The sequence below is a fragment of the Ruegeria sp. ABM4_193 genome, from assembly GCF_056158705.1.
Window position 1 is genome coordinate 516819 of record NZ_JBSWTT010000003.1, and the last position, 25898, is coordinate 542716.

The window sequence follows — 25898 nt, forward strand, 5'->3', positions numbered from 1 at the left end:
TGATTAACGTCAGGTTGGTACTGGTGTTGCGCCGGTTGGGCCGGCTTTGAACGCTTTTTCCGGACCTCCGAAACGGGCGACCAACTTGTCCTGGTCGGCCTTGGCCGCCGCATCAGTCGCTTCTGGATCGCAAATCTGGCGCAATGCCGTGCGCATTGTTTCCAATTGATCTGCAAAGGCCGGATCACCTGCCAGATTACGAAGTTCTTGCGGGTCGTTTTGCAGGTCGAAGAGCTCGCAGTCGTAGCCGACATATTCATGATACTTCCAACGGGCGTTAGCGACCATGAAGCCGCCAGTTGGCGAGTTTGCAGCATGGTATTCCGAGAATGACAGCCGGTTCGGCTCATCGGGCTCAGCAGCCACTTGCAGCAACGAGCGCCCGGGCCATTCGGGCGCTGCGGGCAGTCCAAATACATCCGTCATGGTCGGGGCAATATCGACAAGGTTGACGGCTGTACGAACGTCTCGGTCCTGCGGAACCCCGCCACCGACGAGGATCAGTGGCACTTGCGTGGACTCGCGGTAAAGGAGCGACTTGCCCCAGCGCCCGCGCATTCCCAGCTGCTCTCCGTGATCCGAGGTATAGATGATCAGCGTGTCGTCCGCCTGGCCACTGGCTTCAAGCGCGTCCAATACCTTGCCGATCTGAGCATCCACAAAGGTACAGAGCGCAAAGTAAGCGGCAATCGCTTCGCGTCGCTTTTCGTCGGTACCCAGTTCCGCATCGCTGTCTTCGATATCGTTCATGCGCGCGACCCATGGATGCACGTCATATCCGGATTCGGGGCGGGCATCTGGAAGCGGCATCGCTTCTGCGGGGTACATGTCGAGGTATTCCTGCGGCACCGTCAGAGGGAAATGCGGCGCAACGAAACTGATGAAAGCGGCCCATTGTTCCGTTTTTCGCGCTGGATCCTTCAACCAGTTCGCTGCAGCGTCGGCGACATTCATATCATATTGATTGTACTTCGAAGTACCGGCGCCAATCTGGCCTAACATGCCACCGCCTTCTCGGGTGGGCGGGAGGGGGTTGCGCACCGATCCCCAAACCTGACCGATGCCTTCGAAAATGTGTATCGGCAGGATTTGTTTGTTGAACCCAGTCGGGTCGTTTTCGTCGCGATAATGCAGCTTACCGATGCTGGTGCAGGAAATACCGGCGTCTTGAAGGACGTGCCCCCAAGCGGGAACCCGACCGTCATAGGCGTGGGCGTTATCCCAATAGCCTGTCTTGTGCGCGTATAGCCCAGTCGCGACGGCGGCTCGTGCCGGAACGCAAATCGGGCTGGTTGTGTATGCGTTCTGAAACCGCGTACCCCGTGCGGCGAGCCTGTCCAGGTTCGGGGTTTTTGCGACTGGGTGTCCCAGGCAAGAAAGTGCACCGGCCTGATGTTCGTCAGCCATTAGGAACAGAATGTTGGTCGCTTTTGTCAAATTGGCACCCTGCTTGCTTATCATTGCTGGCACATCATTTACCTATCAACTATAATAATTAAATATTAGTTGTCAACAATAATGATGTGTACGCAACAATGGAGATGCGAATGAGGCTCACTGCAGCAGAATTGGAAAGCCAATTGAAAAAAGTACGCGACCTGGAAAGCCGCCTAACTTTCCGGTTGTCGGTGCTCAGCAAGATTCTTGACCAGCAGTCGACGGAACTGCTCAAGGGAACCTCTATTACTTTAACCGCATACCGAATTCTGAGTGTCGTGGAGACCTTTGGAGAGATTTCTATTTCCGACCTCAGCCGATATACCGCGCTTGACCGCGGCCAAGTCAGCCGGACTGCAGATGCAATGGGAAAACAGGGGCTTGTGGAATTTGCGGACGATCCGCACAGCAAACGCAAGAAACTCGTCCGCCTATCGAAGACGGGACATGAACGACTGAATGAGATCCGCCCACCGTTCATTGAACGCCAGCGTGAGCTGGTTAAGGCCTTGGGCCCCGAAGCGCATGAAGGTCTCTGGAAAGGGCTCGACCAACTGGGCAAAATCCTGTCGGCCTGACGTAGGTTCGCGATGATCTTTGGTCAAAAAATGTTACGCATTAGCAGTGCCCAGACCACTTCCAAAAACTGCTGAGCATCCCGGTGCATTTTCAAGATATTCGAGGTCTTGTTGCGTCCAAAACCGCAGTCATCCCTTCGATGGGCGACGGGATTCGCTTGCTTCTGCAGCAGGCAGGCCAAGAGTTAGCAAACGCGCCATTTCTTGAAGGCGGTCTTTAGTGTGCTCGAAGAACATTGTATAGCTTTCACAGAAATAGTTATGACCGATCTCACCATCGCGGGCCCTGACAAAGCGGTGTTTAGGGCAACCGCCATTGCAGGCGAAACGATACGAACAGGCGCGGCATTGAGCCGTCAAACTGTCGCGCTTATCTTGCCCGAATTCAAACTGCCGCTCTGTCCACAACATCTCGCGCAGCGGAACTTCGGAGATCTTGCCCAACCGGTATTCTGGATAGACATAATGGTCGCAACTATAGAGGCTGCCGTCATGCTCTAAAGCCAAACTATCACCGCATGTTTCCGCAAAGACGCAGATCCCCGCTGGATCACCCAGCCATTTGCCAAGCATGACATCGAAATGCTGCACGAAGACCTTCCCGATATCGCCTCGGAACCAAGTGTCGAAGACGTCACAAAGAAACTTGCCGTAAGCCCCGGGGCTCACACTCCAACCGGTGACACTGATGCCCGGGTCCATATCGACCTGCGGTGCGCCCGCCAACCCGTCTGTTCCCTTGCGCTCAGCAATCGGAATGAACTGCATGAACTCGAAGCCGAGGCTTTTGAGAAAGCGATAAACTTCCTTACCCTTGCCACCATTGGCCCGGTGCACGGTGGTGAGTGCGTTGTGTTCCACCTGGTGGCGTTGAAGCACCTCAAGACCCCGCATGACCTTATCGAAAGTAGGCCGCCCGGTGCGGTCGATGCGGTAGCGGTCATGCACCTTCTTTGGCCCATCGATGCTGATGCCCACAAGAAACCCGTTGTCGTAAAAAAAGCCACCCCACTCGTCGTCCAGCAATATGCCATTGGTCTGCAGCGCATTCGTTACCTTAGTGCCGGATGGCGCATATTTCGCCTGCAGCGCCACGATCTTGCGAAAATAGTCGACGCCAAGCATCGTCGGCTCACCACCTTGCCAGGCAAAGTTAACTTCTTGCATGCCGGCCTCAAGCGAGGCTTCGATCATCTGGCGGATGTATGACGACAGCACTTCATCCGACATCCGAAACTTCTTCTCGGTCGGATAGAGCTTTTCCTTTTCGAGATAGTAGCAGTATTTGCAGTCTATGTTGCAACGCGGCCCGATAGGTTTGGTCATTATATTGAAAGGGCGAGGTTGCGACATTCGGCTTTCCTTTCTTCACTTGAACTCTGGTGACAGAGAGGGTTTGGAAAACAACGGATTGCAGTGATTTCAGTTGATGCGCACAGCGAAAGCAAGAAACTTCTCGGCCTGACGCGGTGTCGAGCTGGTCCTCGGATGCAATTGAAACTCAGTCATTATTCCCGATCCGCTTCAAGAAACTGCCGAGCATCCCGGCGCGTTTCAAAGATATGTGCGGCCTTGGTTCGCCCAAAGACCTTGCCGAGTTTCATTCGCATGAACGCAGATGCCGAATATCGGGTCGTGGTCCGGTAAAAGCGATTTTCCAGATCCTGGACAGCGTTTGCGTACCTATCTTCGATCTCGGGATAGATTACCGTGCCGTCGTAATTCACAATCGCGTCCACGGGGTGGTCGAGCGGTGCACAGATATCTTCGACGCGTTGGATAATCCGTTCAACATCGCCTTGGTTTCTGATGCGCAGTTTTTCGAGGTTGATGAAAAGGCGATCGCTTGCGGGATCCAGTGCAATCCGAACATCCAGATCAAGTGCAAGAAGATCGACGTTCAGCGCCATCGGCTCGTCCCTGAAGATGCGCGGGTCCATTTGCTGGATGTCGTTGATGATCGGGCGGAACGCCATTTGGCGCAGAATGTCGTGTTCCAGGTTGATGCCCGGCGCGACTTCAATCAATTCCAGACCCCCTTCCACCAGTCGGAACACGCAGCGTTCGGTGACAAAAAGCACCGGCTGGCCCAGCCGCGCAGCGCGGGCGCCAGAAAAAGTGGTGTGCTGGACATAGTTCAGGAACTTTTTGACGCTGCCATCACAGCGCATATCAATCGCCTCGTCTGCAATCACAACGTCCAATCCGACCGATGTAAACGTACCAGTAAAGACAACCCGGCGGGCATTCTGACTTATATTGATGAAGCCGCCGGCCCCGGCCAGGCGCGGGCCGAATTTCGAAACGTTGACCGATCCGTCCGCGCCAACCTCAGCCATGCCTAAAATAGCGATATCCAATCCACCGCCATCATAGAAATCGAACTGATTATTTTGGGGGATTATGGCGTCGGTGTTGGTCGCGGCACCGAAATCGAGACCAGAAGCGGGCAGACCGCCGATAACACCAGGTTCCGCCGTTAGCGTCAAATGTTCGAGAAGCTTTTCCTCTGCCGCAACGGCCGCCACACCCTCAGGCATACCGATGCCGAGATTTACAATACCATTGACCGGCAACTCGAAAGCTGCACGGCGCGCAATCACCTTGCGCGCGTCGAGCGGCATCAATGCCTGGTCCTCGATGGGCGCCCGGTACCTTCCGGTAAACGCTGGCGAAAAGGCGGTGCTGAAAGTCTGCATGTGATCGTCGGGTTCGGCCAGCACCACCGCGTCAACCAATGCGCCCGGAATCTGCACCTCACGTGGGTTAAGCGATCCCGCCGAAACGACGTTCTCGACCTGAACGATAACTACTCCACCCGAGTTTTTCGAAGCCATCGCTTGCGCCAGATTATCGATGGTCAGCGCCTCATTCTCCATCGTCACGTTGCCCTTTGTGTCGGCGGTAGTCCCGCGAAGCAGTGCGACATCAATCGGAAAAGCCTTGTAGAAAAGGAACTCTTCTCCATCGATATTCATCAATCGGACGAAATCACCGGTTGTCACCGCATTCAGCTTGCCACCCTCCTTGCGCGGGTCGACGAAGGTTTCTAACCCAACGCGCGACAGCGTCCCAGGCTTGCCTGCGGCGATGTCACGATAAAGTTGACTGATCACCCCCTGCGGCAGGTTATAGGCCTCAATCTTTCCCTCGTTGGCCATCGCGCCGACTTTCGGTATCAGCCCCCAATGGCCGCCAATCACGCGTGACAACAATCCATCGTGTGCCAGGTGGTTTAGCCCCCGGTCACGCCCATCGCCCTGTCCGGCTGCAAAAAACAGCGTCAGATCCGATGGCGTACCGGTCTCAAGAAAACGCGCGCCAAGCGCTTTCAGAAGCGTCTCAGGCACGCCGATCCCGACAAAGCCAGAAGTTGTGACCGTGTCTCTGGCATGAACAAGAGCTGCGGCGGCCTCGGGCGAGATTGTCTTGTTGGGCATTGTGTCAATCCTTTGGGGGGCCAATCATATCAGGATGAGCGGCTTGAAAGGCCGGGTGATTAGCTGCGCACTTTCCGATCCGGTCAATGTTGGCGTGACCGGAATAGTTCACGCCCCAGCGATCGGCGTTGTAGAGCTGCGGAATCAGACAACAGTCCGCCATGGTCGGCGTATCGCCAAAGCAGAACTTTCCATCCGGCTGCTGTTCCAAAAGCGCCTCGAAAGCTGCCAGCCCCTTACTGATGAAATGGCGCATCCAGTTCAACCGGGCTTCGTCCTCGCCTTGTATCAGGTCGACCACGTGGTTGACCACGTTCAGGTTGCACACGGGGTGAATTTCCATGGCCACGGCGCAGGACAGCTGCCGTACACGGGCCTGTTCCATGGGATCCTTGGGCAGCAGAGTCGAACCGGAGCGTGTGGCATGCAGATATTCGATGATCGCCAGTGATTGCGTCAGCGTACACCCATCAATCTCGAGCGTGGGTAGAACACCCTGAGGATTACGCTCAAGGTAAGCATCTGAGCGGTGCGCCCCAGTTAACAAGTTCACCGGTTGCGCATCGTAGTCCAGCCCTAACAGGTTCAGCGCAATGCGCACACGATAGCTTGCCGACGAACGCCAATAGTCGAACAGGACAGGTTTGCTCATTGGATCGCCCGATCAATCCAATTGATCAACTGGTTGCGCATTCAGTGCACCATAGTTTTGCTCGCCAATCCGGTCGTGGAGGTCCATCTGGGTTTCGATGAAATCGATATGGCCCTCTTCGTCGCTCATGAGTTTCTCAAACAGTGACATCGAGACTAAGTCTCCCTCTTCGCGGCAAACGTCTCTGGCCTCCTTGTACAGCGCGCGGGCCTCGTATTCGATCTTGAGATCGGCCTCGAGTACCTCACGTACACTCTCGCCAATACGCAGAGGGGCAAGGTGTTGCAGATTGGGATGGCCTTCAAGAAAGATGATCCTTTCTATCAGATCATCGGCATGGACCATCTCTTCGATGCTTTCCTCGCGCCACTTTTTCCCCATCTTTTGAAAACCCCAGTCGTCGAGTAGGCGGTAGTGCAACCAGAACTGGCTGGTGGCCGTAAGTTCGTGTTTGAGAGCCTGGTTCAGATAATCGATGACTTTTTCGTTGCCGTTCATTTCTTCAACCTCCTTGGAATTTCTCCGCCGCGAAGCATCCCGCTGAGGGTCACCTCGCCGGCGATACGGGTGATTTTGTGGTTTAGAAGCGGTGCACAATCGGTACAGTCCGGCTTCACACCTAATTCTTTGAAAAGGCGGCTCTGGGTGATCTGCGCTTTTGGATTCTTCTTCAGAAGAGACCGAATGGCGTCCTCCAGATCACTTTCCCGAATAACGGCGCATTGACAGATGATCATTGTGCCGTCCAACCGCCATCGATCGGCAAGGCTGCTCCGGTAATTGAGGCGGCGTGATCAGTGCTGAGGAAAACGGCCAGCCCGCCCAATTCGTCGAGACCGACAAACTTTTTGGTTGGCTGGCCAGCCAGCATCACATCACGCACGACCTCTTCTTCGGTGATGCCGCGCGCTTTGGCAGTATCGGGGATTTGCGCCTCGACCAGCGGGTTTTTCACATAGCCAGGGCAGATGGCATTGCAAGTGATGCCGTTTTGCGCTGTTTCCAACGCAATGGTTTTTGTCATGCCGACAACACCATGCTTCGCAGTGACATAAGCCGCCTTGTAGGGTGATGCGATCAGGCCATGCGCCGAGGCCACGTTGATGATACGTCCCCAGCCGCGGGCCTTCATGCCTGGCAGCGATGCACGTGCGGTGTGGAAGGCTGAGTTCATATTGATTGCAATGATCGCGTCCCATTTGTCCAACGGGAAATCTTCAACCGGCGACACATGCTGGATACCGGCATTGTTGACCAGGATGTCGACCGAACCGAGATCTTCTTCTGCCTTGGCCACCATCGCGGCAATCTGATCCGGCTTGGTCATGTCGGCCCCGTCGTACGGCACAGACACACCATGCTCGGTTGCAAGGTCAGCTTGTGTTTTTTTGATGACCGACGCATCGCCAAAGCCGTTCAACACGACATTGGCGCCCGCCCCGGCCAGTGCACTGGCAATGGCAAGGCCGATCCCACTGGTCGAGCCTGTGACAATCGCGTTTTTATTCGAAAGCTGTCTCATCATAGTTCAATCTCCATCAGGTCCTCACCGATGACGATTTGTCCGTCATAGATTTCAGACATTTCTTCGAGAATGCGCCGATGCACGCCTTCAGCATCCATATGCGGGCGCAAGTGAGTGAGGATCACCTTGCCCACACCGGCCTGTTTCGCGGTTTGGGCCACTTCCAGGTGCCCCGAAGATCCGGCCAGCCACTCCGGACCCCGGATTTCCTGGCTGAGATTGAAGCACATATGGACCAGGGCATCAGCGCCCGCGGCCAATGCTGTCAACGCATCGCAAGGTCCACTATCGCCGGAATAAACCAGCGAGGCGTCACCGGCATCGATCCGGTATCCCATACAGTTCAGATGCGGTTGCGCGTGCGGCACTTCAACTGAGCGAATGGTCCAGCCTGTGCCTCCGCAGGCAAATCCGGGGCCGATCTCCACCAGGTCGAATTCGTGTCCGGGACGTGGGATCGTTCCGCCGCGCTCTTTCCAGATTTCTTGGCTGGGGCCATGGTTGATCCGGGCGCCGAAATCATCCTGAAACACCCCGCTGTCACTGAACAACTGCTCGGCGATCCGCCCGATTGGTGCCGGGCCGCGTACCTTCAGCGGGGCAGCGCCCTGATCCCAACGGGCATGCGACAACGAGGCAAAATCCATCATGTGATCGGAATGCAGGTGGCTGAGGAAGAGCCAATCCACCTCTTCGGGCATCCGGCCGGCTTCCAGCAGTCGCGAATAGCTGCGGCCGCCACAATCAAACTGTATCGTATCAGCGCTGATGTCGACCAGATACCCGGATGAAGCGCGACGGATATAAGGTTCAGGCGATCCGGTACCAAGCAACGTCAGCTTCACGGGAGATCCCCCTGTATTTGCGTTTTCGGAGCCACCTGGTCAGGGTGGGTGCTGGCAAACTCCGGCCTCTCGAGCGCTCGGTGATAAATCGTCGAGAGGATTGGCCAGTCTGAAAGAACCAGCCCTGCACGTTCGGCATTTCGGGCCTGCGGAATAAGACAACAATCGGCCATCGTCGGGACGTCCCCATGGCAAAACCGGCCAGTGGCTGGATGATCAAGCTGCTCCTCGAAAGCATCGAACCCACGCCGAACGTAGCGATGCATCCAATCTGACAGACGACCTGTTACGCCCCCCGAGGCATCGCGCGCGACATCCATGTTGGTCGCTACGTGGGTTTCCATCGCGATAATATGTGAAAAGAGCCGCACCCGGGCTCGCGCGGCGGGATCCTGCGGCAGTAAGGGTGGTGTGGGGCGGGTGTCGTCCAGGTATTCCATGATGGTCAAGGACTGCGGGATCACTTGCCCATCAATTTTCAGAACCGGCACTGTTCCTTGCGGGTTGATCGCCAGAAATTCCGGCGTTCGGTGTGGCTTTCCAACAATTTCGAGCATCACCGTTTCATGGACAATTTCCTTGAGTGCCAGTGCGATCCGCACCCGCCAGGCCGCCGAGGACTGCCAACTGTCGTAGAATACTGGTGTGCTCATTTCGGGCACGCTCCCTTACTTTGATCAGTTGTTTCGGGCAAGGTCCGGCGACATGATGTCGCCAAGCCGCATTGCCTCAGCCGTTGGCCACGGCGATCAGTGTTTTCGCAGTCAGACTTCCGTCGATCGTCATGACGTCGTGGTGACCGTCAATGTCGACAACCGCAAAGTCGGGACGTGCGGCCATATCGGTCCTGAATTTGTTAAACAGGGGGTTTCCATTCTGAGCGGCTTTGACGAATGTCCGTTTCATTTCGCGAGCAAATGGATCGCCACGCACCGTCTCAAGAAATGTTTTTGGCGATTGAGCCACCATTCTTGGTTCAGCAAAATCCGCAAGATCTCCTGTCAGACCCCAGATTTTTTCCCATGTCTTCCGCGGGCGGGGCGGGATCATCTTGCCAGCGGCGGCAGCGCCCTGCATTTCTTTGCGAACCTCTTCGGGCACGAAGGTGGCAAGGCTCTGCGCATCACCGGGCACTAACGCGTCAAAATAGACCGCGTGTGTGACCCGGTCATCGCCGACGCCCAGCAAATCCGACAGGACGCAGCCAGCGTAGGAATGTGCAACCAACACCACGTCGCTTAGGTCGTGCATGAACAGATGGTCCTGCACGGCCTGCGTGTGAGCGTAAAGCCCGATATCGGCACTGGCCTCAGCGCGGCGCCCCCCCATTCCGGGCAGATCAGGCGCAGTGACCCTGTGGCCTTCAGCCCGTAGGGCATCCACAGTCGGCCCCCAGGCCCATCCACCGTGCCAGGCGCCGTGTACGAGGCAGAAGTTCCTGCCGGTTTCGTTTAAATCAGCGCGCAATACAGCTGGAGCGGCAAGTGCCGCGCCGCCGATAGCAGCAGCTTGAAAAAGTTGGCGGCGATTGAGTTTGGTCAATTGGATGTCCTCCCTGGGTTTTGGCAGCTCAGTCGCCACCGATAACGAGCAACTCGTCGTCCACTTTCAAAGGTACCGGGTCGAGGCATTCGCCAATGCCCATCCCTTCAACACCTTCTCCAGTCAACACAGAGAAGCCGGCACTATGGTTGGTGCAACGAATGAGAGTTTTATCCGCCGAAATAAGCCGGTTACCCTTGTGATTCAGCGGCATGTACTGGTGCGGACAGGCGTTGACGTAGGCTCGCACTTGATCGCCCAACCTCACCAACAGCAATGGAAAACCGTCGAGCTCAAGACACAGCGTATTGCCGTCCGGGATGTCGTCCTTAGCACAGACAGGGGTGTCTTCTTCCGGAGCACCACGGTAGGTTTTCCAGGCGTCGCTCATTGCTCATCCTCCAAATTCCGGCGCAGGCAGGATCTGACCTGAACAGTTCCCGAACCCGATGCGGTAGTCGCCTTCGCACCAGCCGGTAATGTCGACCGTGTCGCCATCTTCGAGGAAAGTGCGCGTACCGCCATCAACGTTTAGCGGATCGCGACCATTCCACGTCAGTTCAAGCATCGAGCCGAAGCTGTCCTGGGTAGGGCCGGAAATTGTTCCGGAGCCCAACAGGTCGCCGGTGCACATGGCGCAACCTGAAGACGCGTGATGCACGAGCTGCAAGGCCGAAGAATAGTACATGTACTTGTAGTTGGTCTTGCTTATCACCGACGGCTTGCCGCCGTCAGGGATGAGTTCGACCACCATTTCAATGTCGAAGTTGTTTGGCGCCACTTCTTCCAGATATGGCAACAGCGGCTTGACCCGTTCGGGTGCGGAGACACGGAATGGCTCAAGCGCTTCACGAGTCACCAGCCAAGGGCTGATCGAGGTGCCGAAGGCTTTGGATTGAAACGGCCCCAGCGGCTGGTATTCCCAGACCTGGATGTCGCGCGCCGACCAGTCATTCATCAACACATAGCCAAATATGTTGTTGTAGGCCTCGGTTGCACTGACAGGGGATCCCATCGGGTTCGGGGTCCCTACAATCGCGCCGAGTTCCAGCTCTATATCCAGTTTCTGACAAGGGCCAAAGCGTGGAGGTTCGTCCTGTGGGCCTTTGAGCTGACCATTGGGACGGTGGATGGGCGTTCCCGAGGCTACGACTGTCGACGCACGACCGTTGTAGCCGATTGGAATGTGCAGCCAGTTCGGCATCAGCGCATTGTCGGGATCACGAAACATACAACCCACATTGGTGGCATGCTCTTTGGACGCGTAGAAATCGGTATAGGAGCGCACAAACACCGGCAGGTGCATCTGCGCTATCGACATCGGGATCAAAGCTCGACCAATCGTGTTCAGCTCTTCGCGCGACAGGGCATGGTTCTGATCCAGAATGTCAGCAATCTGCCTGCGGGTTTGGCTCCAGACCGCCTGCGGCAACGACATCAACGGGTTCAAAACACCCTGGTCGAATACAGTCTGTTCCTCTCCCGGACGCAGCAGCCCTTCTTCCTCGAGGACAGTTAGGTCCAGAATGCGGTCACCGATGGCCACTCCAACGTGGATCGGACCGCCATCGACCGAGAACGCACCATAGGGCAGGTTCTGAATTGGAAAATCAGTTCCCGGCACGTTGGCACTTTCCACCCAGCTTAGGCGTTTGGGGTCGTGAGTTTCGTTTAATGACGGCATGTTGCTCCTCCCAGGGAGTAGTTTGATCGCTCCGGCAAGACAGGCTCTCACCAGAGCGCAATCGTTATTTCTCAAGTTCCTTGGCATGCAACCAGTCGGCATGCTTGGGTGCGCGCTTGGTCTTGGACCAGTCCTCCAGCATCAGCCATTTTACCTCGTCCATGCGCTTGAGCATCGCTTCCTCCTCCGGATCCGGGCAGGCCAGCTCGACGCGGTGACCGTTGGGATCGAAGAAATAGATCGAGTGGAACATCGAATGATCGGTAACGCCAAGAACCTCAACGCCCTCGGCCTCGATGTGTTCTTTGAATGCCACCAGGGTTTCGCGATCCTTCACCTTGAAAGCGATGTGCTGCACCCAAATTGGTGTGTTGGGGTCGCGGCCCATTTCCGGCTTTGTCGGCAATTCGAAGAAGGCCAGAACATTGCCCATGCCTGCATCCAGAAACAGGTGCATGTAGGGATCAGGATCGTGCGTGGACGGTACGTGATCTTCGGCAATCGCAAGGATGAAATCCATGTTCAGAATGCGGCCGTACCACTCGACGGTTTCCTTGGCATCCTTGCAACGATAGGCGACATGGTGAATTTTTTCGATTTTCAGGTCCATTGAACATTCCTTTCGGGCGCGCCACCCGTGCGTAGCAGCGCGAAATGATGGTTGGGGAGTGCCGCGGACGCGGGAGAATCGCCCGCGGCCCCTGCGAATGGCGTTAGTCAGCTTTCAACACGCCACGCTGGATCTGATCTTCTTCGATCGATTCAAAGAGTGCGCGGAAATTGCCTTCGCCGAATCCATCATCGCCTTTGCGCTGGATGAATTCGAAGAAGATCGGGCCGATCACGGTTTTCGAAAAGATCTGCAGAAGGATGCGGGTCATGCCGCCGCCAACAACACCTTCACCGTCGATCAGAATGCCGTGCTTCTTCATCCGATCCAGTGGTTCTTCGTGATCCTTCACCCTGGCTTTGGACTTGTCGTAGTAGATGTCTGGCGGAGCCGGCATGAAATCGACACCGTGATTGCCGATGGTGTCAGTCGAGGCATAGATGTTATCCGTACCGATGGCGACATGTTGGATGCCTTCGCCCTTGTATTCCTTCAGGTATTCCTCGATCTGACTCTGATCGTCCGAGCTTTCGTTGATCGGGATACGAATTTTACCGCAAGGCGAGGTCAGCGCGCGGCTGGTCAGCCCGGTTAGCTTGCCTTTGATATCGAAGAACTTAATTTCCTTGAAGTTAAATGCGGTTGAATAAAACTTGTACCAAGTGTCCATGTTCCCTTGCATCACATTATGCGTCAGGTGGTCCATGTAGTAGAAGCCAGCGCCCTGTGGTTTGGGGTCGCGCTCGCCGGTCCAGTCGAAGTCATTGTCGTAGGGTGATTTACCTTCGTCGTAGTCCTCGACGAAGTAGAGCAGCGATCCGCCAATCCCAATAACAGCGGGCACTTCGATCGACTTGCCGTCGCCGGTATATTCCTCGGCGCCGTAGTCCAATGCGCATTTCAATGCGTGGTGCGCGTCAACAACGCGCCAGGCCATCGCCGGCGCACAAGGTCCGTGGTCCTTCACGAATTGCGCAGCATGGCTGTTGGGGTCGCGGTTGACCAAATAATTCACGTTGCCCTGGCGATAGACTGAGATGTCCTTGGTTTTGTGTTTTGCTACCTCTACAAATCCCATCTGGGAAAACAACTCTTCCAGTTTCCCAGCTTCCGGATGCGCAAACTCGACGAACTCAAACCCGTCAGTCCCGGCTACGTTGAAGTCATCGATCTTGGCTTTGGGTGCATCGTGCGGAAACGGTCCCATGGTGTTCCTCCTGAACTTCGGCGTGGTTTCCGTGCCCTCCACGCCCGTGGTCTGGAAAATTCCCGGCCCGCGGGAGGCCGGCGATGATTCCGGCTTGAATTAAGCTTAATCGATATAATGATGCATTGTCAACATTATTATTGTTTTTTATATAATATTGATGTATAGACTGCATATAAGCAAGAGTTCTTTCGGAGCCACCATGAACCCTTCCCAAGAGAAGACTACGCTCAAGAAATCAAGTCTTGCGATGATTTCTCCGGTAAGGCCGTGGTTGGTCTCGATCAGCAAAACGACGCTCCGGCAGGATGCAGCGGCCGGGATTACAAACGCCGCAATCGTTCTGCCACAGGGAGTTGCCTTTGCCATCATTGCCGGGCTTCCCCCAGAGTACGGCCTTTACACAGCCATGGTTACCGCAGTGATCGCAGCCTGGTGGGGGTCGTCGACCATCATGGTCTCCGGACCTACAACAGCGATCTCGGCCATCCTGTTTGCGACTTTATCGAGTATGGCGGAGCCGGCGACCGCCTCTTATATCGCGCTGGCGCTGACAGTCACGATCATGGTCGGTACGCTGCAATTGGCCGCCGGACTGGCTCGGATCGGCGGATTGATAACTTTCATTTCACATTCGGTGATCGTCGGGTTCACCGCAGCGGCCGCACTCCTGATCGCCGCCTCCCAACTCGCCGGCGCCTTGGGGATATCGACCGAACGCGGCGGAGGGGTCGTCGAACGCCTACTGCGAGTTGTCGAGGGGAGAGGAGAAGCGGATCTGACCGCATTGCTTGTCGCCTCGTTAACGCTGGCATCCCTCCTCCTTGCTCAAAAGCTGGACAAACGCTTTCCGGCTTACCTCCTCGCATTGGCCGTCGGCAGCGGCGCCGCATTTTTTCTGGGTGCTGCCGACAAGGGGATCAAGTTCTTTGCGCCATTGCCCTCGGTCACACCCAGCTTCGGAATGCCGCAGCTTGAAATCGGAATCGTTCTCGAGCTACTCCCCGGTGCTGCGGCAATTGCATTTGTGGGCCTGCTGGAGGCGATATCAATCGGCCGGTCCTTCGCCCTTCGGCGCAAAGAACGTTATGACGCAAATCAGGAAATTGTTGGTCAGGGGCTCTCAAACATAATCGGCAGCCTGTTTCAGGCCTATGCAGGCTCTGGCTCATTCACTCGGTCTGGTTTGAACGCAGAAAGCGGAGCGAGGACACCCATGGCGGCAATTTTTGCTGCTGTGATTCTTTCTGGCATGCTGTTTTTGATTGCGCCGCTGGTGATCTACATTCCGGTTCCGGCGATGTCAGGGATTATTCTATGCGTTGCCTGGAGGTTAATAGATTTTGACGAAATCAGGCACATTCTGACCAGTCGCAGCGAGACCGTGATACTGGCCGCAACGTTTGGGACCGGGGTGCTAACGGAGTTGGAGCTCGCCATTGTCATCGGCGTGATCAGTTCATTGACCGTTTTTCTGTACCGGAGTGCCCACCCTTACGTTGCGGTCGGCGCCCCGACAATCAAGGATGGAGCGCGTGTGTTCAGAAGTGCCGAACGGTTCAACCTGCCAGAATGTCCGGAGATTTCCGTCACCCGCGTTGAAGGCAACATCTTCTTTGCGTCAGTGGAGGAAATCGAACATCGGTTGCGGGATCTGGATGCGAGAAAGCCCAGCCAGAAAACAAGAATTCTTGGCTTGAAGGGAGTGGGCAAGATCGATCTGTCCGGCGCCGACTTATTGATCAACGAGATTCGAAACCATCGAGCACGCGGCGGCGACTTCCATCTGATTGCTGTCTTTCCGGACATTGTGCGGTCGCTCAAGCGCTTAGGTGTCCAAAAAGAGCTTGGAAATAGCCATCTACATCAGAGCAAACGGCAGGCAATCGCCGAGGCGGTTGCCAATGTCGATCCGGAAGTTTGCAGAAACTGCGCGGCGAGAATCTTCTTGGAATGTGCCGAAAAACCAAACGATACTGAGGTAGGCGATGTTAAGACGTTTCACGTAGAAAACACCTCAACCCATACATTCGCCACCGGGTGTGGGAAGTCGACTGCATCAAGCCCATGATCATTCAGTACTCAGAGAAAAACAGTTTGCCCAAATCGCTTATATCATTTGGCTAAACTTCTAATTGATCCTAAGGTTCAGCATGACCCAAACCAATAACGAAATTAGGTGCTGTTTAGCCGCGGGTCGGTGGCATCTCTTCGTGCAATCAGAAACCTAGCAACAGATCCCTTTGGCTTTCAGGGCCGGCCCTTCGCAACAAGCCCCATGATGATAGAAGGCGCCACGGCGGCCAAACTATTTGCGCGCATATCAAATCCGTCCGTCATACGCTCCCCGGTCGATCACGGCAGCGATGACTGTGAAACTATCAGCATCCTGCGAGGCAGCAAGAGCGGCCCTCAGCTCCGCGTCGGACCGCACAGTATGCCCCACACCGCCAAAGGCCTCTGCCAAGCGCGCGAAGTCGTGCTTCGCAAAATCCACGCCTGCGTTCTCAAGCTGCCGCCCGCGCTGTTTAATCTCAATTAGGGCAAGGCTCGCGTCCACGAAGACCACAAAAATCGTTTTCAGACCAAGCTCTACTGCCGTCGACAACTCCCCTGCCACCATCAGCATTCCGGCGTCGCCGGAGAATGAAACAACTCTGCGATCTGGTTCGATCAATGACGCGCCCATAGCAAGCGGCACGGCACAACCCATTGTGCAAAAGGCAGACGATTGCAGCAGGCTTTTCGGGGCGTAGCAGCTCCACTTCTGCGAAAGAAGAATGCGGTGCGCACCGGAATCGACTGTGGCTACGGTTTCCTTTGGCAGCACTTCGCGGCAAATCTCAATTACCGTTCCCGGCCCCCAAACCTCCGTCTCGGCAAATGTTGAGGTCAAGCTCTCACGAACCGAGTGGATCTTGCCGTCCGACCAACGGGATTTTGCCGCGACCCCAGTCGAGAGAGCGTCCAACGTGTGCCCGACATGCGAGACGAACTGAAGGCTCGATTGGTGCATATAGTGAGTATTTGGCTCCGCCGAAATATCGATAACATTGACTGTCTGTGTGTCCCAGACATCGCGCCAACCGACCCGCATTTCAATCGGGTCGTAGCCAGCACAGATGATCAGATCGGCCTCCTGCACGAACGGTAGCAGGACTTTATCGTTCTTGGGCGACAGGCCCGCACCACCCATACAAAGGGAATGATCTTCAGGGACAATCCCTTTCGCTTTGTAGGTCGTGATGACCGGCACGTTCTGCGTTTCGCAAAAACGCAGGATAGCGGCACTTGCATTGTCTTTGAGCGCATCCAGACCCACGATCATGACAGGTCGCTTGGAAGTCGCCAGCCAGGATCGGGCCAACGTGAGATCGTCGCCCGCAGGGATAACAGCACTCACTTTTGTGCGGCGGCGCTTCTCAACGGGGCCAGGACGCGCGTCGGCTACGGAAATCGGTATATCGATATGGACAGGGCCGTCGCGGCCATCAGTTGCGATAGCAACCGCTTTGTCCGCAATCGTATCTGCCCCTTCTGCGGTCAGCATAAAGCTGGACTTGGTGATCGGGCGGAATACGGCTTGGTGGTCAAGAACCTGATGTGTGTAGGTGAGGGCCTCAGTCGCATCGACACACCCGGTCAGGACGATAAGTGGCACTCGATCTTGCAGTGCGTTGGCGACGACATTCACACCATTTAACGCGCCCGGGCCAACCGTTGCCACGAGAATACCTGGTGCCCCGTTCATGTGATGCGCCCCTTCAGCCATAAAGCCGGCGCTGTTTTCATGTTTACAGAGAACGAATTCGATACCAGCTTTTTCAAGCGCATCGACAATCGTCAGCACCTCTCCGCCGGGCATGCCGAAGGCGTGCCGGCAGCCAGCATCATAGAGCCGCCGCGCGAGAAGGTCGGCGGCCCGCAGGTCCTTGTCAGTTTTCATGGGGCCTCCTATTCAGCTGCGTAACGCGCCGTGTCGGCAAGGCGCGTATACCCGTCCCGCGTCTGTGGTGTTTTGATGCCAAGAATGCTCCCGGCAACTTGGGTACGAAGGATCTGTGCGGTCCCGCCACCGATGGTGAACATGCGCACATCGCGATACATCCGTTCCAGAGGTTCACGATCACTGTAGCCACGTGCGCCAAACATCTGCAGCGCGTCGTTGACCACCTTAATAGCCATCTCGGATGCAAAGAGCTTGGCGCGGGCGGCCATCATCATATCTGGATACCGACTGCCGTTTGGACCACGTGATCGCGCCGCTTCGTGGAGAAGCAGCCGGGCTGCATGAACTTGCGTGTCCATATCGGCGAGCATCCATTGAAGTCCCTGGAATTCTGCGAGTGGGCGCCCGAACTGTTCGCGTTGGAGGAGATAGCTTTTGGCCCGTTCGAGCGCCCCTGCCGCGACACCCATGGCAATGGTGCCGGCACCTACGCGCTGCGAATTGTAGGCATTCATCAGCTCGGCAAAACTGTGCTTGAGACCCGAAGGTGGTTTGACCAGCCATTTCTCGTCGATCTCGACATTCTCGAACCGCAATTCTGCTTCGGGCATACCGCAAAGGCCCATCGTGTATTCGCGGCCAACCACAGTGAATCCCTTTGGCATATTGCCCGAGATTGGATCGGCAAACAGAATGAAACCGCCAATCCCCTGTTCGACGCCCGCCTCATTAAGCACGCGCGCAAATACCAAGTGGAGCTTCGAGACCCCGCCTCCCGTGATCCAGTGTTTAGTCCCGTTGAGGATGTATGTGTTACCTTGTTTCCGGGCGGTGGCTTGCATGTCAGTCGCGGCACTTCCTGCGTGAGGTTCTGTGATGCAGATCGCGGGCTTGTCCCCTGCCAACACATATTTGGCACAAAAAGCCTTTTGATCGTCGTTGCCAAACCCCATTACCGCGCTGATGCCGCCCATGTTGCCTTCGACAACGATGCGGGCCGTCAGGGCGCAGGCTTTCGCGATCTCTTCCACCACCAAGGCAACGTCCAGAAAACTCGCGCCATGCCCGCCATACTTCTTTGGAATGGTCATACCCATAATACCAGCATCGGCCAGCTCACCAACGTTCTGCCAGCAATAGGCGCGCGACTTGTCCCATTCCGTGGCGCGTTTCTCAAATCCAGGGGCCAGTTCTCTTGCAACGTTCACAAGCGGATGCGTCATGGCGTGTCCCTCGTTTCTGTTTTCACCAGAATACGCTTGCAGAAATACAACTCAATCGAATAAGGTTTGATATCAAATACAGATTTACTTAAGTTATGCAGACGCGCTCTCTCAGAACTCTCATGCGGATCTCCAAGATCGGCTCCTTTGCAAAGGCGGCCGAGCAACTAAACATGACATTGTCCGCAGTTTCGATGCAGATGAAGGCACTCGAGACGGAGCTTGGCGTTGACCTTTTTGACCGCACCGTGCGACCGCCGCGACTTACGCCAATCGGTCGAACCATCGTCGAAGCCTCAATCCCGATCCTGCAGCATGAAGATAGCCTTCTTGAAATCTGCCGTCCGACAGACACGCTGGTCGGACACTTCCGGCTTGGGTTTGTCACAACTGCTGCCGTTCGCCTGCTGCCGGATTTCCTGAAAAACGCAAAACATCAAGCACCGCAAGCGACCTTCTCGTTTGAAACCGGCCTGTCCAAGGCGCTACAGGAGAAGGTCGTTAGTGGACAGCTTGATGCCGCACTTGTCACGGATGCCGAAGGTGTTCCCGACGCGCTTACGGAATTGGTGCTTCGAGAAGAGCCCTTTGTTTTCGCGGCCAACGAGAGATTGCTGAAAGACGGGCTCGCAGGTTTGTTGAGTGCGCGGCCCTTCTTTCACTTTATGCCTGATACCGGGATCGGAAAGCTCATTGCTGGCGAGATGCTTAAGCACAAAAGGCCAAAGGGTTCCGAAACGATTGTCCTCGATAACCTTGAAGCGATCATGGAATGTGTCTCGGCGGGTTTGGGTTTTACGCTCCTGCCTGCTCCCGACGTGATGCGATATCGATCTGCTGACGTCAAAAGCATCCATCTTGCTCAAACGTCGGCGAGAAAACTCGTTCTTGCAACCGCGCGCGTGGGCGCGCTGTCTGGAAGGGAGACGGTACTCGCGGGACTGTTTTCAGCCGGCAAGGCTCATGCTTAGCGTGTAAGTATAAACTTTTCCAACGCTCGAGGCATCGCGCAATCTAAACGATTGTGACTGTGCGACACCAAAAAAGTATTCCCAAGGACCATAGCTGCAACGGGTCACGTTGAGATTCTGGAGATCAATTCCCGTCAGTGCTTTGAGACAGTTCAACACTGCGGCTATGGGTAGCCCACACAGTCCTTTGCAGTAGAGGAAACACCCCGTTCTCACGGGACATCAACTCCTGCAGTCCGGCTTCAGTTGTTCCATTTGGGGACGTAACCTCCTTTCGAAGGTCGGCTGGAGAAAGCGGACTGGATCGCAGAAGATCGCCACTCCCGGAGATCATTCCACTTGCCAATTTTGCTGCAACTTCTGGTGCCAATCCCAATTCTTTTCCTGCTTCTGTCAACGCTTCTGTCATCGCAAACACATAGGCCGGACCGCTTCCAGAAACGGCTGTCACAGCGTGAAGCAAGTCTTCATCATCGAGGACCAAGGTCTCTCCAACTGCCTGCATCAGTTGTATTGCAAGTTCCATATGACTGGCCGTCGTGCAGGCATTGCCGACAAGCGCGGTGATGCCAGAACCGACCGATGCAGGTGTGTTCGGCATTGTGCGCACAATTGGCGTCTGCGGACCCAGCAACTCTTTATAGGTCGAAATCAAAGTGCCAGCAGCGACCGAAACAAAAAGAGTTTGCCCGGACCCAAATGAATTCAGATCCGACAAAGCAGAGGTCATGACCTGTGGCTTTGTCGCAATTACCGCAACAGCAGGCGGCTCATCTGGTTGTTGGTTGAGTCGCAGGCCGCGTCTCGAAAGGCGCTGCAGCCAGTCAGATGGGCGCGGATCCAGAACAATGATCTTTTCGGCGTCCAGCCCGGCATTGAGCCATCCGTTTAATAGTGCGGATCCCATCTTGCCGCATCCCAATAGCAACAAGCCACGATCACCGACCTCTAACTGGCACTGACCTTCTGGGCGCACGACTTGTTCCATACAATCAGCTCGCGACCTTAAGGGTGCTTCGTTGCACAAGTTCTTTGTAGAGCTCGCGTAATCGGCGGGTCATCGGACCAGCGCCTTCATGCTCCCCGATCTGTTTTCCATCTATGGACGCAACGGGGGTTTGCGCTCCGAAAGTCCCGGTCAGAAAGGCCTCGTCAGCTCCGTAGGCTTCATAAAGCGAATAGTTCTTCTCGAATACCGGGATGTCGTTTGCCCGGCACAGGTCTATGACCTTCTGGCGGGTCACTCCGTTCATGCAGTAATCGCCTGTGGAGGTCCAAACCTCACCTCGGCGCACGATGAAGAAGTTGCACGCATTTGTGGTGTTCACAAACCCATGCGGGTCCAGCATCAGGGCTTCGTCAGCGCCAGCCTGTTCCGCCTGCAGACATGCGATGACGCAGTTCAGCTTTGAATGACTGTTGTACTTGGCGTCCTGACTCATCGGCAGACCGCGCACCTGAGGCACTGTGGCCAGGCGAATACCCTGGTTCATCAGGCTGTCCACTGGCTTCGAGTGTTCCACAATCGCAACCACCGTAGGCCCAGATCGAGACAACCCCGGGTGCTGAAACGGCTTGTCCTTTGGCCCGCGAGTCACCATGAACCGGCAATGCGCGTCCGTTGTCATGCCATTGGCTTTGGCCGTGTCATTCAGTGCTTGCAGGACTTCGTCCTTCGTCATGCCGACGTCTATGGAAACGGCCTTGCAGCTGTTGAAGAACCGATCCATGTGTTCGTCGAAAAACGCCCAAGTACCGTTGTAGAGGCGCAACCCCTCCCACATTCCATCGCCCAGCATGAAACCGGAGTCGTAGACAGACACCATCGCTTCGCTGCGCGGGACGATCTTGCCATTAAGAAAGATCTTGATGTCTCGATTCCGCGCGTCTTCCTGCGCGTCATGTGTGGAATGGCTTAGAGTTTGCTCGCTCATGTCATGACTCTTGCGTGGGCGTTGCGTTGAAGAGGCGCAGAGGCGGCGGCGACCGCCTCTGCTTTGCATTTAATTGATCAATCCGGCTTCGCGGAAATAACGCTCAGCGCCCGGATGCATTGGTGCGGACAATCCGTTAACCACCATTTCCTCCTTCTTGAGGTTGGCAAAAGCCGGGTGGAACGATTTGAAGGCATCGAAATTTTCGAAGACTGCCTTGACCATCACGTAGATGGTTTCTTCAGGTACATCTGACGACGTTACGAACGTAGACGGAAGACCGAACGACGGAACATCTCCCTCAACGCCTCGGTAGAGTCCGCCGGGGATGGTTACGTTCCCATAGTATGGTTTGCTTTCAACCAGCGCCTGAACGGCCTCACCTTCAACAGGAATTATGTTGATGTCGCACGTTGTGGCCGCTTCCAGTACGTTTGCGACTGGATTGCCAGCAACCATCAGAAAGGCCTCGATGGTGTTGTCGCATAGCGCTGCTGATTGCTCTGCTGACTTAAGCTCGGTCACCAACCCAAAGTGATCCATGTCCCAGCCCATCGCGTCCACGAGGACTTCAGCAGTGCCACGCGTTCCGGAGCCAGGATTACCCAAATTGATGGTCCGACCGCCCAGGTCGTCCAGAGACTCAATGCCGGTGTCTTTGCGTGCGGCGATGATGACCGTATCGGGGTGGAGCGAGAAAAGACTGCGGAGTTCACCATCCGGGCCGTCCTCTTCGAATAGGCTGGTCCCGTTCAGAGCGTGGAACTGCCAGTCGGACTGAACAATGCCCATTTCCAGTTCGCCCTCGCGCATGGTGCGTAGGTTGTAAACTGAACCGCCCGTACTTTCGACCGAGCATCGAATGCCATGTTCCTTGCGTTTCTGATTGACCAGCCGACAAATGCCACCACCGACGGCGTAGTAGATGCCGGTTACACCGCCAGTGCCGATCGTCAGAAACTCTTCCGCTTTCGCCGGTGCACCAGCCAACAGTGCGGCTGCGCTGAAAGCTGCGAACCCGGTTTGGATTCTCTTTTTCAGGATGTCGTTCGACAACATGAATAACTCCCTTTTCACCTGTTGCGTCACCGCAGTTACATACCGGGTGATCATCTCTTGCTGATAGAGCGGGCAATCGCAGCCAAGGTTCGGAGCTTTTCGAATCCCCACCTGCCACAACGATACAGTAAGATTTCAATATTGTCGACAATTTATAATATTGTCGACAATATTGAAAAGACTGGGTACCTTGAAACTGGTCCGCAGCCGTCGACCATTGGACCTAAATTGGAAGTTCAGCTGCAATCATTTTTCTGGCTATCTTGGCCTAACAACGTAATCTCGCCTTCCATCCAATGGGTGTTCCATCAACAGGATCGAAATGACACAGCAAGTATCCTCATCGGAAAAATCCGGCGACACATTGAAAGACAGAACGCTGGAGCGACTCCAGAAGCTTATCTTGACCGGGGATCTGGAGCCTGGGGCAAAACTGCTTGAAACTCAGGTTGCTGCTCAGCTGGATGTCAGCCGCGCCACATTGCGCGAAGCGATGGTTCAATTGAGCGAGATCGGCCTTCTTGTTTACATCCCGTTCCGCGGAACCTTCCTTCGCACGCTGGATCCCATTGATCTGGATGAAATCTATTCGTTCCGAACGGGGCTCGAGAAGATGGCGTTTCAGTTCTGCTGGGACAAACGAAATCTGATTAGCCTCGCCGACCTGCAAATGCGTAACAACAGGCTATGCGATTGCATCTCGGACAATGATCCCTACGGCGCGATCATGGCAGAAATGCACCTCCACTCTTGGTGCTATGAACTTTCGGGACACACCCTTCTGCTGCAAAGCTGGGAGCGCCTGAAACCCAACCTTCAATTCTATTTTGCCATGCATCAAAAGGCGCATGGGCGGGGCGGCCCACTTCGGGAATCTCATGACAAGTACATTGAGCTCGCCAATGGTAAGAGTTTGGATGACATGCTCGCTCACCTTGAAGATCACATGCGGCAAGGCTTGAAAAACACAATGAAGTTTCTGAATGAGCGAAATGCTGCATAGGTCGCATCTGCGCTTGCGCTTCTCAAATTGGCTCCAGTCGCGAACAGGTTAGGCAAATATGAACGCTTGGATCGAGCCCTTTTCACTTGATGGGCAACATGTTGCAGTTGAACCGCTTGAAAGAAAGCACAGTGATGACCTCACCCGGGCCGCCGCCGATGGGGACCTGCATCGTCTCTGGTATACAATGGTCCCAACACCAGAGGGTGTACCGGAAGAGATCGAGCGCCGACTGACCTTGCGCGAAGCGGGTACAATGTTCCCATTCGCGGTCATCCAGAAATCGACGGGTCATGCTGTTGGCATGACCACCTATATGAACATCAGCGCACCAAATCGCCGCCTTGAAATCGGATCGACTTGGTATCGAAAATCGGTTCAAAGGACGCCATTGAACACAGAGTGCAAGCTGTTGCTTCTACAGCATGCGTTTGAAGAGCTCGAAAGCATCTGCGTCGAGTTCAGAACCCATTTCATAAACACACAAAGTCGCCGCGCGATTGAACGTCTGGGGGCGAAACTCGATGGTGTATTGAGGTCCAATATGATCATGGCAAACGGAACCGTTCGAGATACGGCGGTTTATTCGATCATCCAATCGGAGTGGCCAACCGTCAAAGCGAACCTAACCTGGCGACTGGAACAGCCAGCCTCCTGAAAACCGTAGAGCGTCAACGCGGAAGCGGAGCTCCTTTATGGATGTTTGATCGTTGCTCAGTGCTCCACGGAGAGAAGGCAGTTTGTTTTTAGAACAGCTATGAGGCTTTCAAGGTCCGACCTGTCCCGGGCGCCATATTTAAGCCCCATCACCACCGTGACAAAGAAATGGGCTTGCTCAGGGACGGATAGTCCATGCTGTTCCATTGCCTCAGCATAGGGCTCCAGGATTTCTGCGATCAGCGCTTCGTGACGGTCATGTGACCGTGCGATTTCGTCTTTGCCGGCTGCGTTATGGCCAGTGATCAGGTCTTCTGCATCCCCTGCGTTCTGCAGCATCTCAAAACTCTTGATCACCGTCTCTTCGAAGTAGGCGTCGAGCTTCTCCGACAAAGTGGCACATTCCGCCAACCGCTGCCTGACCAGCGCCAGGTTTTGATCGGTGATGCTTCGGATCGACGCCCGGATCATCTCATCCTTTCCACCAAAAAGATCATACAGCGTTTGGCGCGACACTCCGGCTTCGGCCGCAATGTCATTCATGGACGTCTTACGTGCACCGAAGCGGACAAAGCAGCGGATCGCCGCTGCGATCGTTTTTTCTTCGGTTTCTGACAACGGTTTGGTCGTGATCTCGTTCATGTGGATCAAATAAATCCAACCTTACCACTTGACAAGAGGTGTCTTGATGTAAAATACAAACCGACAACAACGATACACTTGTAAAGCTTGGAGACTTGGATGACCCACACCGTCCTCATCACTGGCTGTTCCAGCGGTTTTGGAAAACGAATTGCCTGCACATTCCATGATGCGGGATGGAACGTGGTCGCCACGATGCGAAGCCCCGAAAAGGAGGCTGAGCTTAGAACTGACGACCAGCTGCTTTTGACCCGGTTGGATGTGACCGATGCCGACAGTATCAGAGGTGCCTTCGCCAAAGCCCGTGAGGTATTTGGGCACGTCGACGTTGTCGTCAACAATGCGGGCTACGGCGGTAGCGGGCTGTTCGAACAGTTCAGCCCGGACGATATCCACGTTATGTATGAAACCAATGTTTTTGGACCAATGAATGTAATGCGGGAAGCACTGCCCGATATGCGCTTGGCGGGCGAAGGCGTGATCGTCAACGTGACCTCAATGGCGGGACATTTGGGCCTGCCTGGAAACTCGGTCTACTCCTCCAGCAAACACGCAATGGTCGGCCTCACCGAGGCGATGGCGATGGAGTACGCGCCTTTTGGTATTAGAGTTTTCAATGTAGCGCCGGGTGCGTACCCGACGACTGGGTTTGATTCCGCGGTAGACAAGCGCCTCGACAGTGGAGATCCGCAACTGGTCACCTTCTCTAACAAACTACGGGACCGGATCAGCGCTGTAGGCGCCCAGATGGCCAACGAAGGCGGCGCGCTCGCCGACCCTCAGGAAGTAGCAGATCACGTATTCGCCTGTGTAACAGGAGAGAGCCCGATCCATATTCCCAGCGGCTCTGATGCGGAAATGCTTACGAATATGTCGAACCAACAGAACCGCCAAGATTTTCTCGACCAGCTAAAAGCCATGCTGGTTCCGGCGGCTTGAG

The 25898-nt window shown here is 55.3% G+C and carries 26 protein-coding genes; 6 read left to right on the forward strand and 20 right to left on the reverse strand.

What is annotated here, in order from left to right; all coding sequences use genetic code 11:
• Positions 1–9: 9 nt before the first annotated feature.
• Positions 10–1437 (reverse strand): sulfatase family protein, encoded by a 1428-nt coding sequence (locus ACXADZ_RS20665; protein ID WP_475199502.1) that lies wholly within the window; start codon positions 1435–1437, stop codon positions 10–12.
• Positions 1438–1547: 110 nt separating this feature from the next.
• Between ACXADZ_RS20665 and ACXADZ_RS20670 the strand changes: the two genes are divergently transcribed.
• Positions 1548–2015: a MarR family winged helix-turn-helix transcriptional regulator gene (locus tag ACXADZ_RS20670; RefSeq protein WP_475199503.1), complete on the forward strand. Its 468-nt coding sequence runs from the start codon at positions 1548–1550 to the stop codon at positions 2013–2015.
• A gap of 129 nt (positions 2016–2144) precedes the next feature.
• On the opposite strand, the gene ACXADZ_RS20675 is transcribed toward ACXADZ_RS20670, so the two are convergent.
• The 13 genes from ACXADZ_RS20675 to hppD all read right to left on the reverse strand — a co-directional run bounded on the left by ACXADZ_RS20675 (position 2145) and on the right by hppD (position 13520).
• Entirely contained in the window at positions 2145–3368 is a 1224-nt protein-coding gene (locus ACXADZ_RS20675; RefSeq protein ID WP_475199504.1) for an anaerobic sulfatase maturase, read from the reverse strand.
• 155 nt (positions 3369–3523) lie between these two features.
• Positions 3524–5455 (reverse strand): acyl CoA:acetate/3-ketoacid CoA transferase, encoded by a 1932-nt coding sequence (locus ACXADZ_RS20680; protein ID WP_475199507.1) that lies wholly within the window; start codon positions 5453–5455, stop codon positions 3524–3526.
• A 4-nt stretch (positions 5456–5459) separates the two neighbouring features.
• Entirely contained in the window at positions 5460–6107 is a 648-nt protein-coding gene (gene maiA / locus ACXADZ_RS20685; protein ID WP_475199508.1) for a maleylacetoacetate isomerase, read from the reverse strand.
• A 12-nt stretch (positions 6108–6119) separates the two neighbouring features.
• Positions 6120–6605: a bacterioferritin gene (gene bfr / locus ACXADZ_RS20690; RefSeq protein WP_475199510.1), complete on the reverse strand. Its 486-nt coding sequence runs from the start codon at positions 6603–6605 to the stop codon at positions 6120–6122.
• Positions 6602–6844 carry a (2Fe-2S)-binding protein gene (locus tag ACXADZ_RS20695; protein ID WP_475199512.1) on the reverse strand — a complete coding sequence of 81 codons (243 nt, stop codon included), beginning with the start codon at positions 6842–6844 and terminating at the stop codon, positions 6602–6604. The genes bfr and ACXADZ_RS20695 overlap by 4 nt, the downstream gene beginning before the upstream one ends.
• A complete protein-coding gene (locus ACXADZ_RS20700; protein WP_475199513.1) occupies positions 6841–7632 on the reverse strand; it encodes a 3-hydroxybutyrate dehydrogenase in 792 nt (263 codons plus the stop codon). The genes ACXADZ_RS20695 and ACXADZ_RS20700 overlap by 4 nt, the downstream gene beginning before the upstream one ends.
• Positions 7629–8477, reverse strand: coding sequence for an MBL fold metallo-hydrolase (locus ACXADZ_RS20705; protein ID WP_475199516.1), 849 nt, complete (start codon positions 8475–8477; stop codon positions 7629–7631). Before ACXADZ_RS20705 ends, ACXADZ_RS20700 begins: the two co-directional genes overlap by 4 nt.
• Positions 8474–9130, reverse strand: a complete 657-nt coding sequence (gene maiA, locus ACXADZ_RS20710; protein WP_475199517.1) for a maleylacetoacetate isomerase — start codon at positions 9128–9130, stop codon at positions 8474–8476. Before maiA (ACXADZ_RS20710) ends, ACXADZ_RS20705 begins: the two co-directional genes overlap by 4 nt.
• Positions 9131–9206: 76 nt before the next feature.
• Positions 9207–10019 carry an alpha/beta hydrolase gene (locus ACXADZ_RS20715; RefSeq protein WP_475199518.1) on the reverse strand — a complete coding sequence of 271 codons (813 nt, stop codon included), beginning with the start codon at positions 10017–10019 and terminating at the stop codon, positions 9207–9209.
• A 28-nt stretch (positions 10020–10047) separates the two neighbouring features.
• Complete coding sequence (locus ACXADZ_RS20720) at positions 10048–10410, reverse strand: Rieske (2Fe-2S) protein (protein ID WP_475199520.1); 363 nt, start codon at positions 10408–10410, stop codon at positions 10048–10050.
• Positions 10411–10413: 3 nt separating this feature from the next.
• On the reverse strand, positions 10414–11703 hold the full coding sequence (gene fahA / locus ACXADZ_RS20725; protein WP_475199521.1) for a fumarylacetoacetase: 1290 nt from the start codon (positions 11701–11703) through the stop codon (positions 10414–10416).
• 64 nt (positions 11704–11767) lie between these two features.
• Positions 11768–12307, reverse strand: coding sequence for a VOC family protein (locus ACXADZ_RS20730; RefSeq protein ID WP_475200143.1), 540 nt, complete (start codon positions 12305–12307; stop codon positions 11768–11770).
• Between the two features lie 109 nt (positions 12308–12416).
• Positions 12417–13520, reverse strand: a complete 1104-nt coding sequence (hppD, locus tag ACXADZ_RS20735) for a 4-hydroxyphenylpyruvate dioxygenase (protein ID WP_475199522.1) — start codon at positions 13518–13520, stop codon at positions 12417–12419.
• 202 nt (positions 13521–13722) lie between these two features.
• Here hppD and ACXADZ_RS20740 point away from each other — a divergent pair, with 202 nt between their 5' ends.
• A complete protein-coding gene (locus tag ACXADZ_RS20740; protein WP_475199524.1) occupies positions 13723–15591 on the forward strand; it encodes a SulP family inorganic anion transporter in 1869 nt (622 codons plus the stop codon).
• A 252-nt stretch (positions 15592–15843) separates the two neighbouring features.
• On the opposite strand, the gene ACXADZ_RS20745 is transcribed toward ACXADZ_RS20740, so the two are convergent.
• Positions 15844–17466 carry a thiamine pyrophosphate-binding protein gene (locus ACXADZ_RS20745; RefSeq protein WP_475199526.1) on the reverse strand — a complete coding sequence of 541 codons (1623 nt, stop codon included), beginning with the start codon at positions 17464–17466 and terminating at the stop codon, positions 15844–15846.
• A gap of 8 nt (positions 17467–17474) precedes the next feature.
• Positions 17475–18692, reverse strand: a complete 1218-nt coding sequence (acdA, locus tag ACXADZ_RS20750) for a 3-sulfinopropanoyl-CoA desulfinase (protein ID WP_475199530.1) — start codon at positions 18690–18692, stop codon at positions 17475–17477.
• A gap of 95 nt (positions 18693–18787) precedes the next feature.
• Between acdA and ACXADZ_RS20755 the strand changes: the two genes are divergently transcribed.
• On the forward strand, positions 18788–19663 hold the full coding sequence (locus tag ACXADZ_RS20755; protein WP_475199532.1) for a LysR family transcriptional regulator: 876 nt from the start codon (positions 18788–18790) through the stop codon (positions 19661–19663).
• Positions 19664–19787: 124 nt separating this feature from the next.
• Here ACXADZ_RS20755 and proC read toward each other — a convergent pair whose 3' ends face one another.
• The 3 genes from proC to ACXADZ_RS20770 all read right to left on the reverse strand — a co-directional run bounded on the left by proC (position 19788) and on the right by ACXADZ_RS20770 (position 22656).
• Complete coding sequence (gene proC / locus ACXADZ_RS20760) at positions 19788–20651, reverse strand: pyrroline-5-carboxylate reductase (protein WP_475199533.1); 864 nt, start codon at positions 20649–20651, stop codon at positions 19788–19790.
• 4 nt (positions 20652–20655) lie between these two features.
• Complete coding sequence (locus ACXADZ_RS20765) at positions 20656–21597, reverse strand: D-amino acid aminotransferase (RefSeq protein WP_475199534.1); 942 nt, start codon at positions 21595–21597, stop codon at positions 20656–20658.
• A 69-nt stretch (positions 21598–21666) separates the two neighbouring features.
• Positions 21667–22656, reverse strand: coding sequence for a TAXI family TRAP transporter solute-binding subunit (locus tag ACXADZ_RS20770; protein WP_475199536.1), 990 nt, complete (start codon positions 22654–22656; stop codon positions 21667–21669).
• 322 nt (positions 22657–22978) lie between these two features.
• Here ACXADZ_RS20770 and ACXADZ_RS20775 point away from each other — a divergent pair, with 322 nt between their 5' ends.
• Both ACXADZ_RS20775 and ACXADZ_RS20780 read left to right on the forward strand, forming a co-directional pair.
• Positions 22979–23659 (forward strand): GntR family transcriptional regulator, encoded by a 681-nt coding sequence (locus ACXADZ_RS20775; RefSeq protein WP_475199539.1) that lies wholly within the window; start codon positions 22979–22981, stop codon positions 23657–23659.
• 58 nt (positions 23660–23717) lie between these two features.
• A complete protein-coding gene (locus ACXADZ_RS20780) occupies positions 23718–24317 on the forward strand; it encodes a GNAT family N-acetyltransferase (RefSeq protein ID WP_475199544.1) in 600 nt (199 codons plus the stop codon).
• A 56-nt stretch (positions 24318–24373) separates the two neighbouring features.
• Here ACXADZ_RS20780 and ACXADZ_RS20785 read toward each other — a convergent pair whose 3' ends face one another.
• On the reverse strand, positions 24374–24958 hold the full coding sequence (locus ACXADZ_RS20785; RefSeq protein ID WP_475199548.1) for a TetR/AcrR family transcriptional regulator: 585 nt from the start codon (positions 24956–24958) through the stop codon (positions 24374–24376).
• 99 nt (positions 24959–25057) lie between these two features.
• On the opposite strand from ACXADZ_RS20785, the gene ACXADZ_RS20790 reads away from it, so the two are divergent.
• Positions 25058–25897, forward strand: coding sequence for an SDR family oxidoreductase (locus ACXADZ_RS20790; protein WP_475199552.1), 840 nt, complete (start codon positions 25058–25060; stop codon positions 25895–25897).
• Position 25898: the final 1 nt, after the last annotated feature.

Excerpts from the sequence above, each read along its gene's own strand:
- ACXADZ_RS20770 (WP_475199536.1), bottom strand. The coding sequence starts at position 22,656 with ATGTTGTCGAACGACATCCTGAAAAAGAGAATCCAAACCGGGTTCGCA.
- proC (WP_475199533.1), bottom strand. The coding sequence starts at position 20,651 with ATGGAACAAGTCGTGCGCCCAGAAGGTCAGTGCCAGTTAGAGGTCGGT.
- ACXADZ_RS20790 (WP_475199552.1), top strand. The coding sequence starts at position 25,058 with ATGACCCACACCGTCCTCATCACTGGCTGTTCCAGCGGTTTTGGAAAA.
- maiA (WP_475199508.1), bottom strand. The coding sequence starts at position 6,107 with ATGAGCAAACCTGTCCTGTTCGACTATTGGCGTTCGTCGGCAAGCTAT.
- ACXADZ_RS20785 (WP_475199548.1), bottom strand. The coding sequence starts at position 24,958 with ATGAACGAGATCACGACCAAACCGTTGTCAGAAACCGAAGAAAAAACG.
- ACXADZ_RS20720 (WP_475199520.1), bottom strand. The coding sequence starts at position 10,410 with ATGAGCGACGCCTGGAAAACCTACCGTGGTGCTCCGGAAGAAGACACC.
- ACXADZ_RS20780 (WP_475199544.1), top strand. The coding sequence starts at position 23,718 with ATGAACGCTTGGATCGAGCCCTTTTCACTTGATGGGCAACATGTTGCA.
- ACXADZ_RS20675 (WP_475199504.1), bottom strand. The coding sequence starts at position 3,368 with ATGTCGCAACCTCGCCCTTTCAATATAATGACCAAACCTATCGGGCCG.
- ACXADZ_RS20695 (WP_475199512.1), bottom strand. The coding sequence starts at position 6,844 with ATGATCATCTGTCAATGCGCCGTTATTCGGGAAAGTGATCTGGAGGAC.
- acdA (WP_475199530.1), bottom strand. The coding sequence starts at position 18,692 with ATGACGCATCCGCTTGTGAACGTTGCAAGAGAACTGGCCCCTGGATTT.
- bfr (WP_475199510.1), bottom strand. The coding sequence starts at position 6,605 with ATGAACGGCAACGAAAAAGTCATCGATTATCTGAACCAGGCTCTCAAA.
- hppD (WP_475199522.1), bottom strand. The coding sequence starts at position 13,520 with ATGGGACCGTTTCCGCACGATGCACCCAAAGCCAAGATCGATGACTTC.
- ACXADZ_RS20680 (WP_475199507.1), bottom strand. The coding sequence starts at position 5,455 with ATGCCCAACAAGACAATCTCGCCCGAGGCCGCCGCAGCTCTTGTTCAT.
- ACXADZ_RS20670 (WP_475199503.1), top strand. The coding sequence starts at position 1,548 with ATGAGGCTCACTGCAGCAGAATTGGAAAGCCAATTGAAAAAAGTACGC.
- ACXADZ_RS20740 (WP_475199524.1), top strand. The coding sequence starts at position 13,723 with ATGAACCCTTCCCAAGAGAAGACTACGCTCAAGAAATCAAGTCTTGCG.
- ACXADZ_RS20765 (WP_475199534.1), bottom strand. The coding sequence starts at position 21,597 with ATGAGCGAGCAAACTCTAAGCCATTCCACACATGACGCGCAGGAAGAC.
- ACXADZ_RS20700 (WP_475199513.1), bottom strand. The coding sequence starts at position 7,632 with ATGATGAGACAGCTTTCGAATAAAAACGCGATTGTCACAGGCTCGACC.
- ACXADZ_RS20745 (WP_475199526.1), bottom strand. The coding sequence starts at position 17,466 with ATGAAAACTGACAAGGACCTGCGGGCCGCCGACCTTCTCGCGCGGCGG.
- ACXADZ_RS20775 (WP_475199539.1), top strand. The coding sequence starts at position 22,979 with ATGACACAGCAAGTATCCTCATCGGAAAAATCCGGCGACACATTGAAA.
- ACXADZ_RS20755 (WP_475199532.1), top strand. The coding sequence starts at position 18,788 with ATGCAGACGCGCTCTCTCAGAACTCTCATGCGGATCTCCAAGATCGGC.
- fahA (WP_475199521.1), bottom strand. The coding sequence starts at position 11,703 with ATGCCGTCATTAAACGAAACTCACGACCCCAAACGCCTAAGCTGGGTG.
- maiA (WP_475199517.1), bottom strand. The coding sequence starts at position 9,130 with ATGAGCACACCAGTATTCTACGACAGTTGGCAGTCCTCGGCGGCCTGG.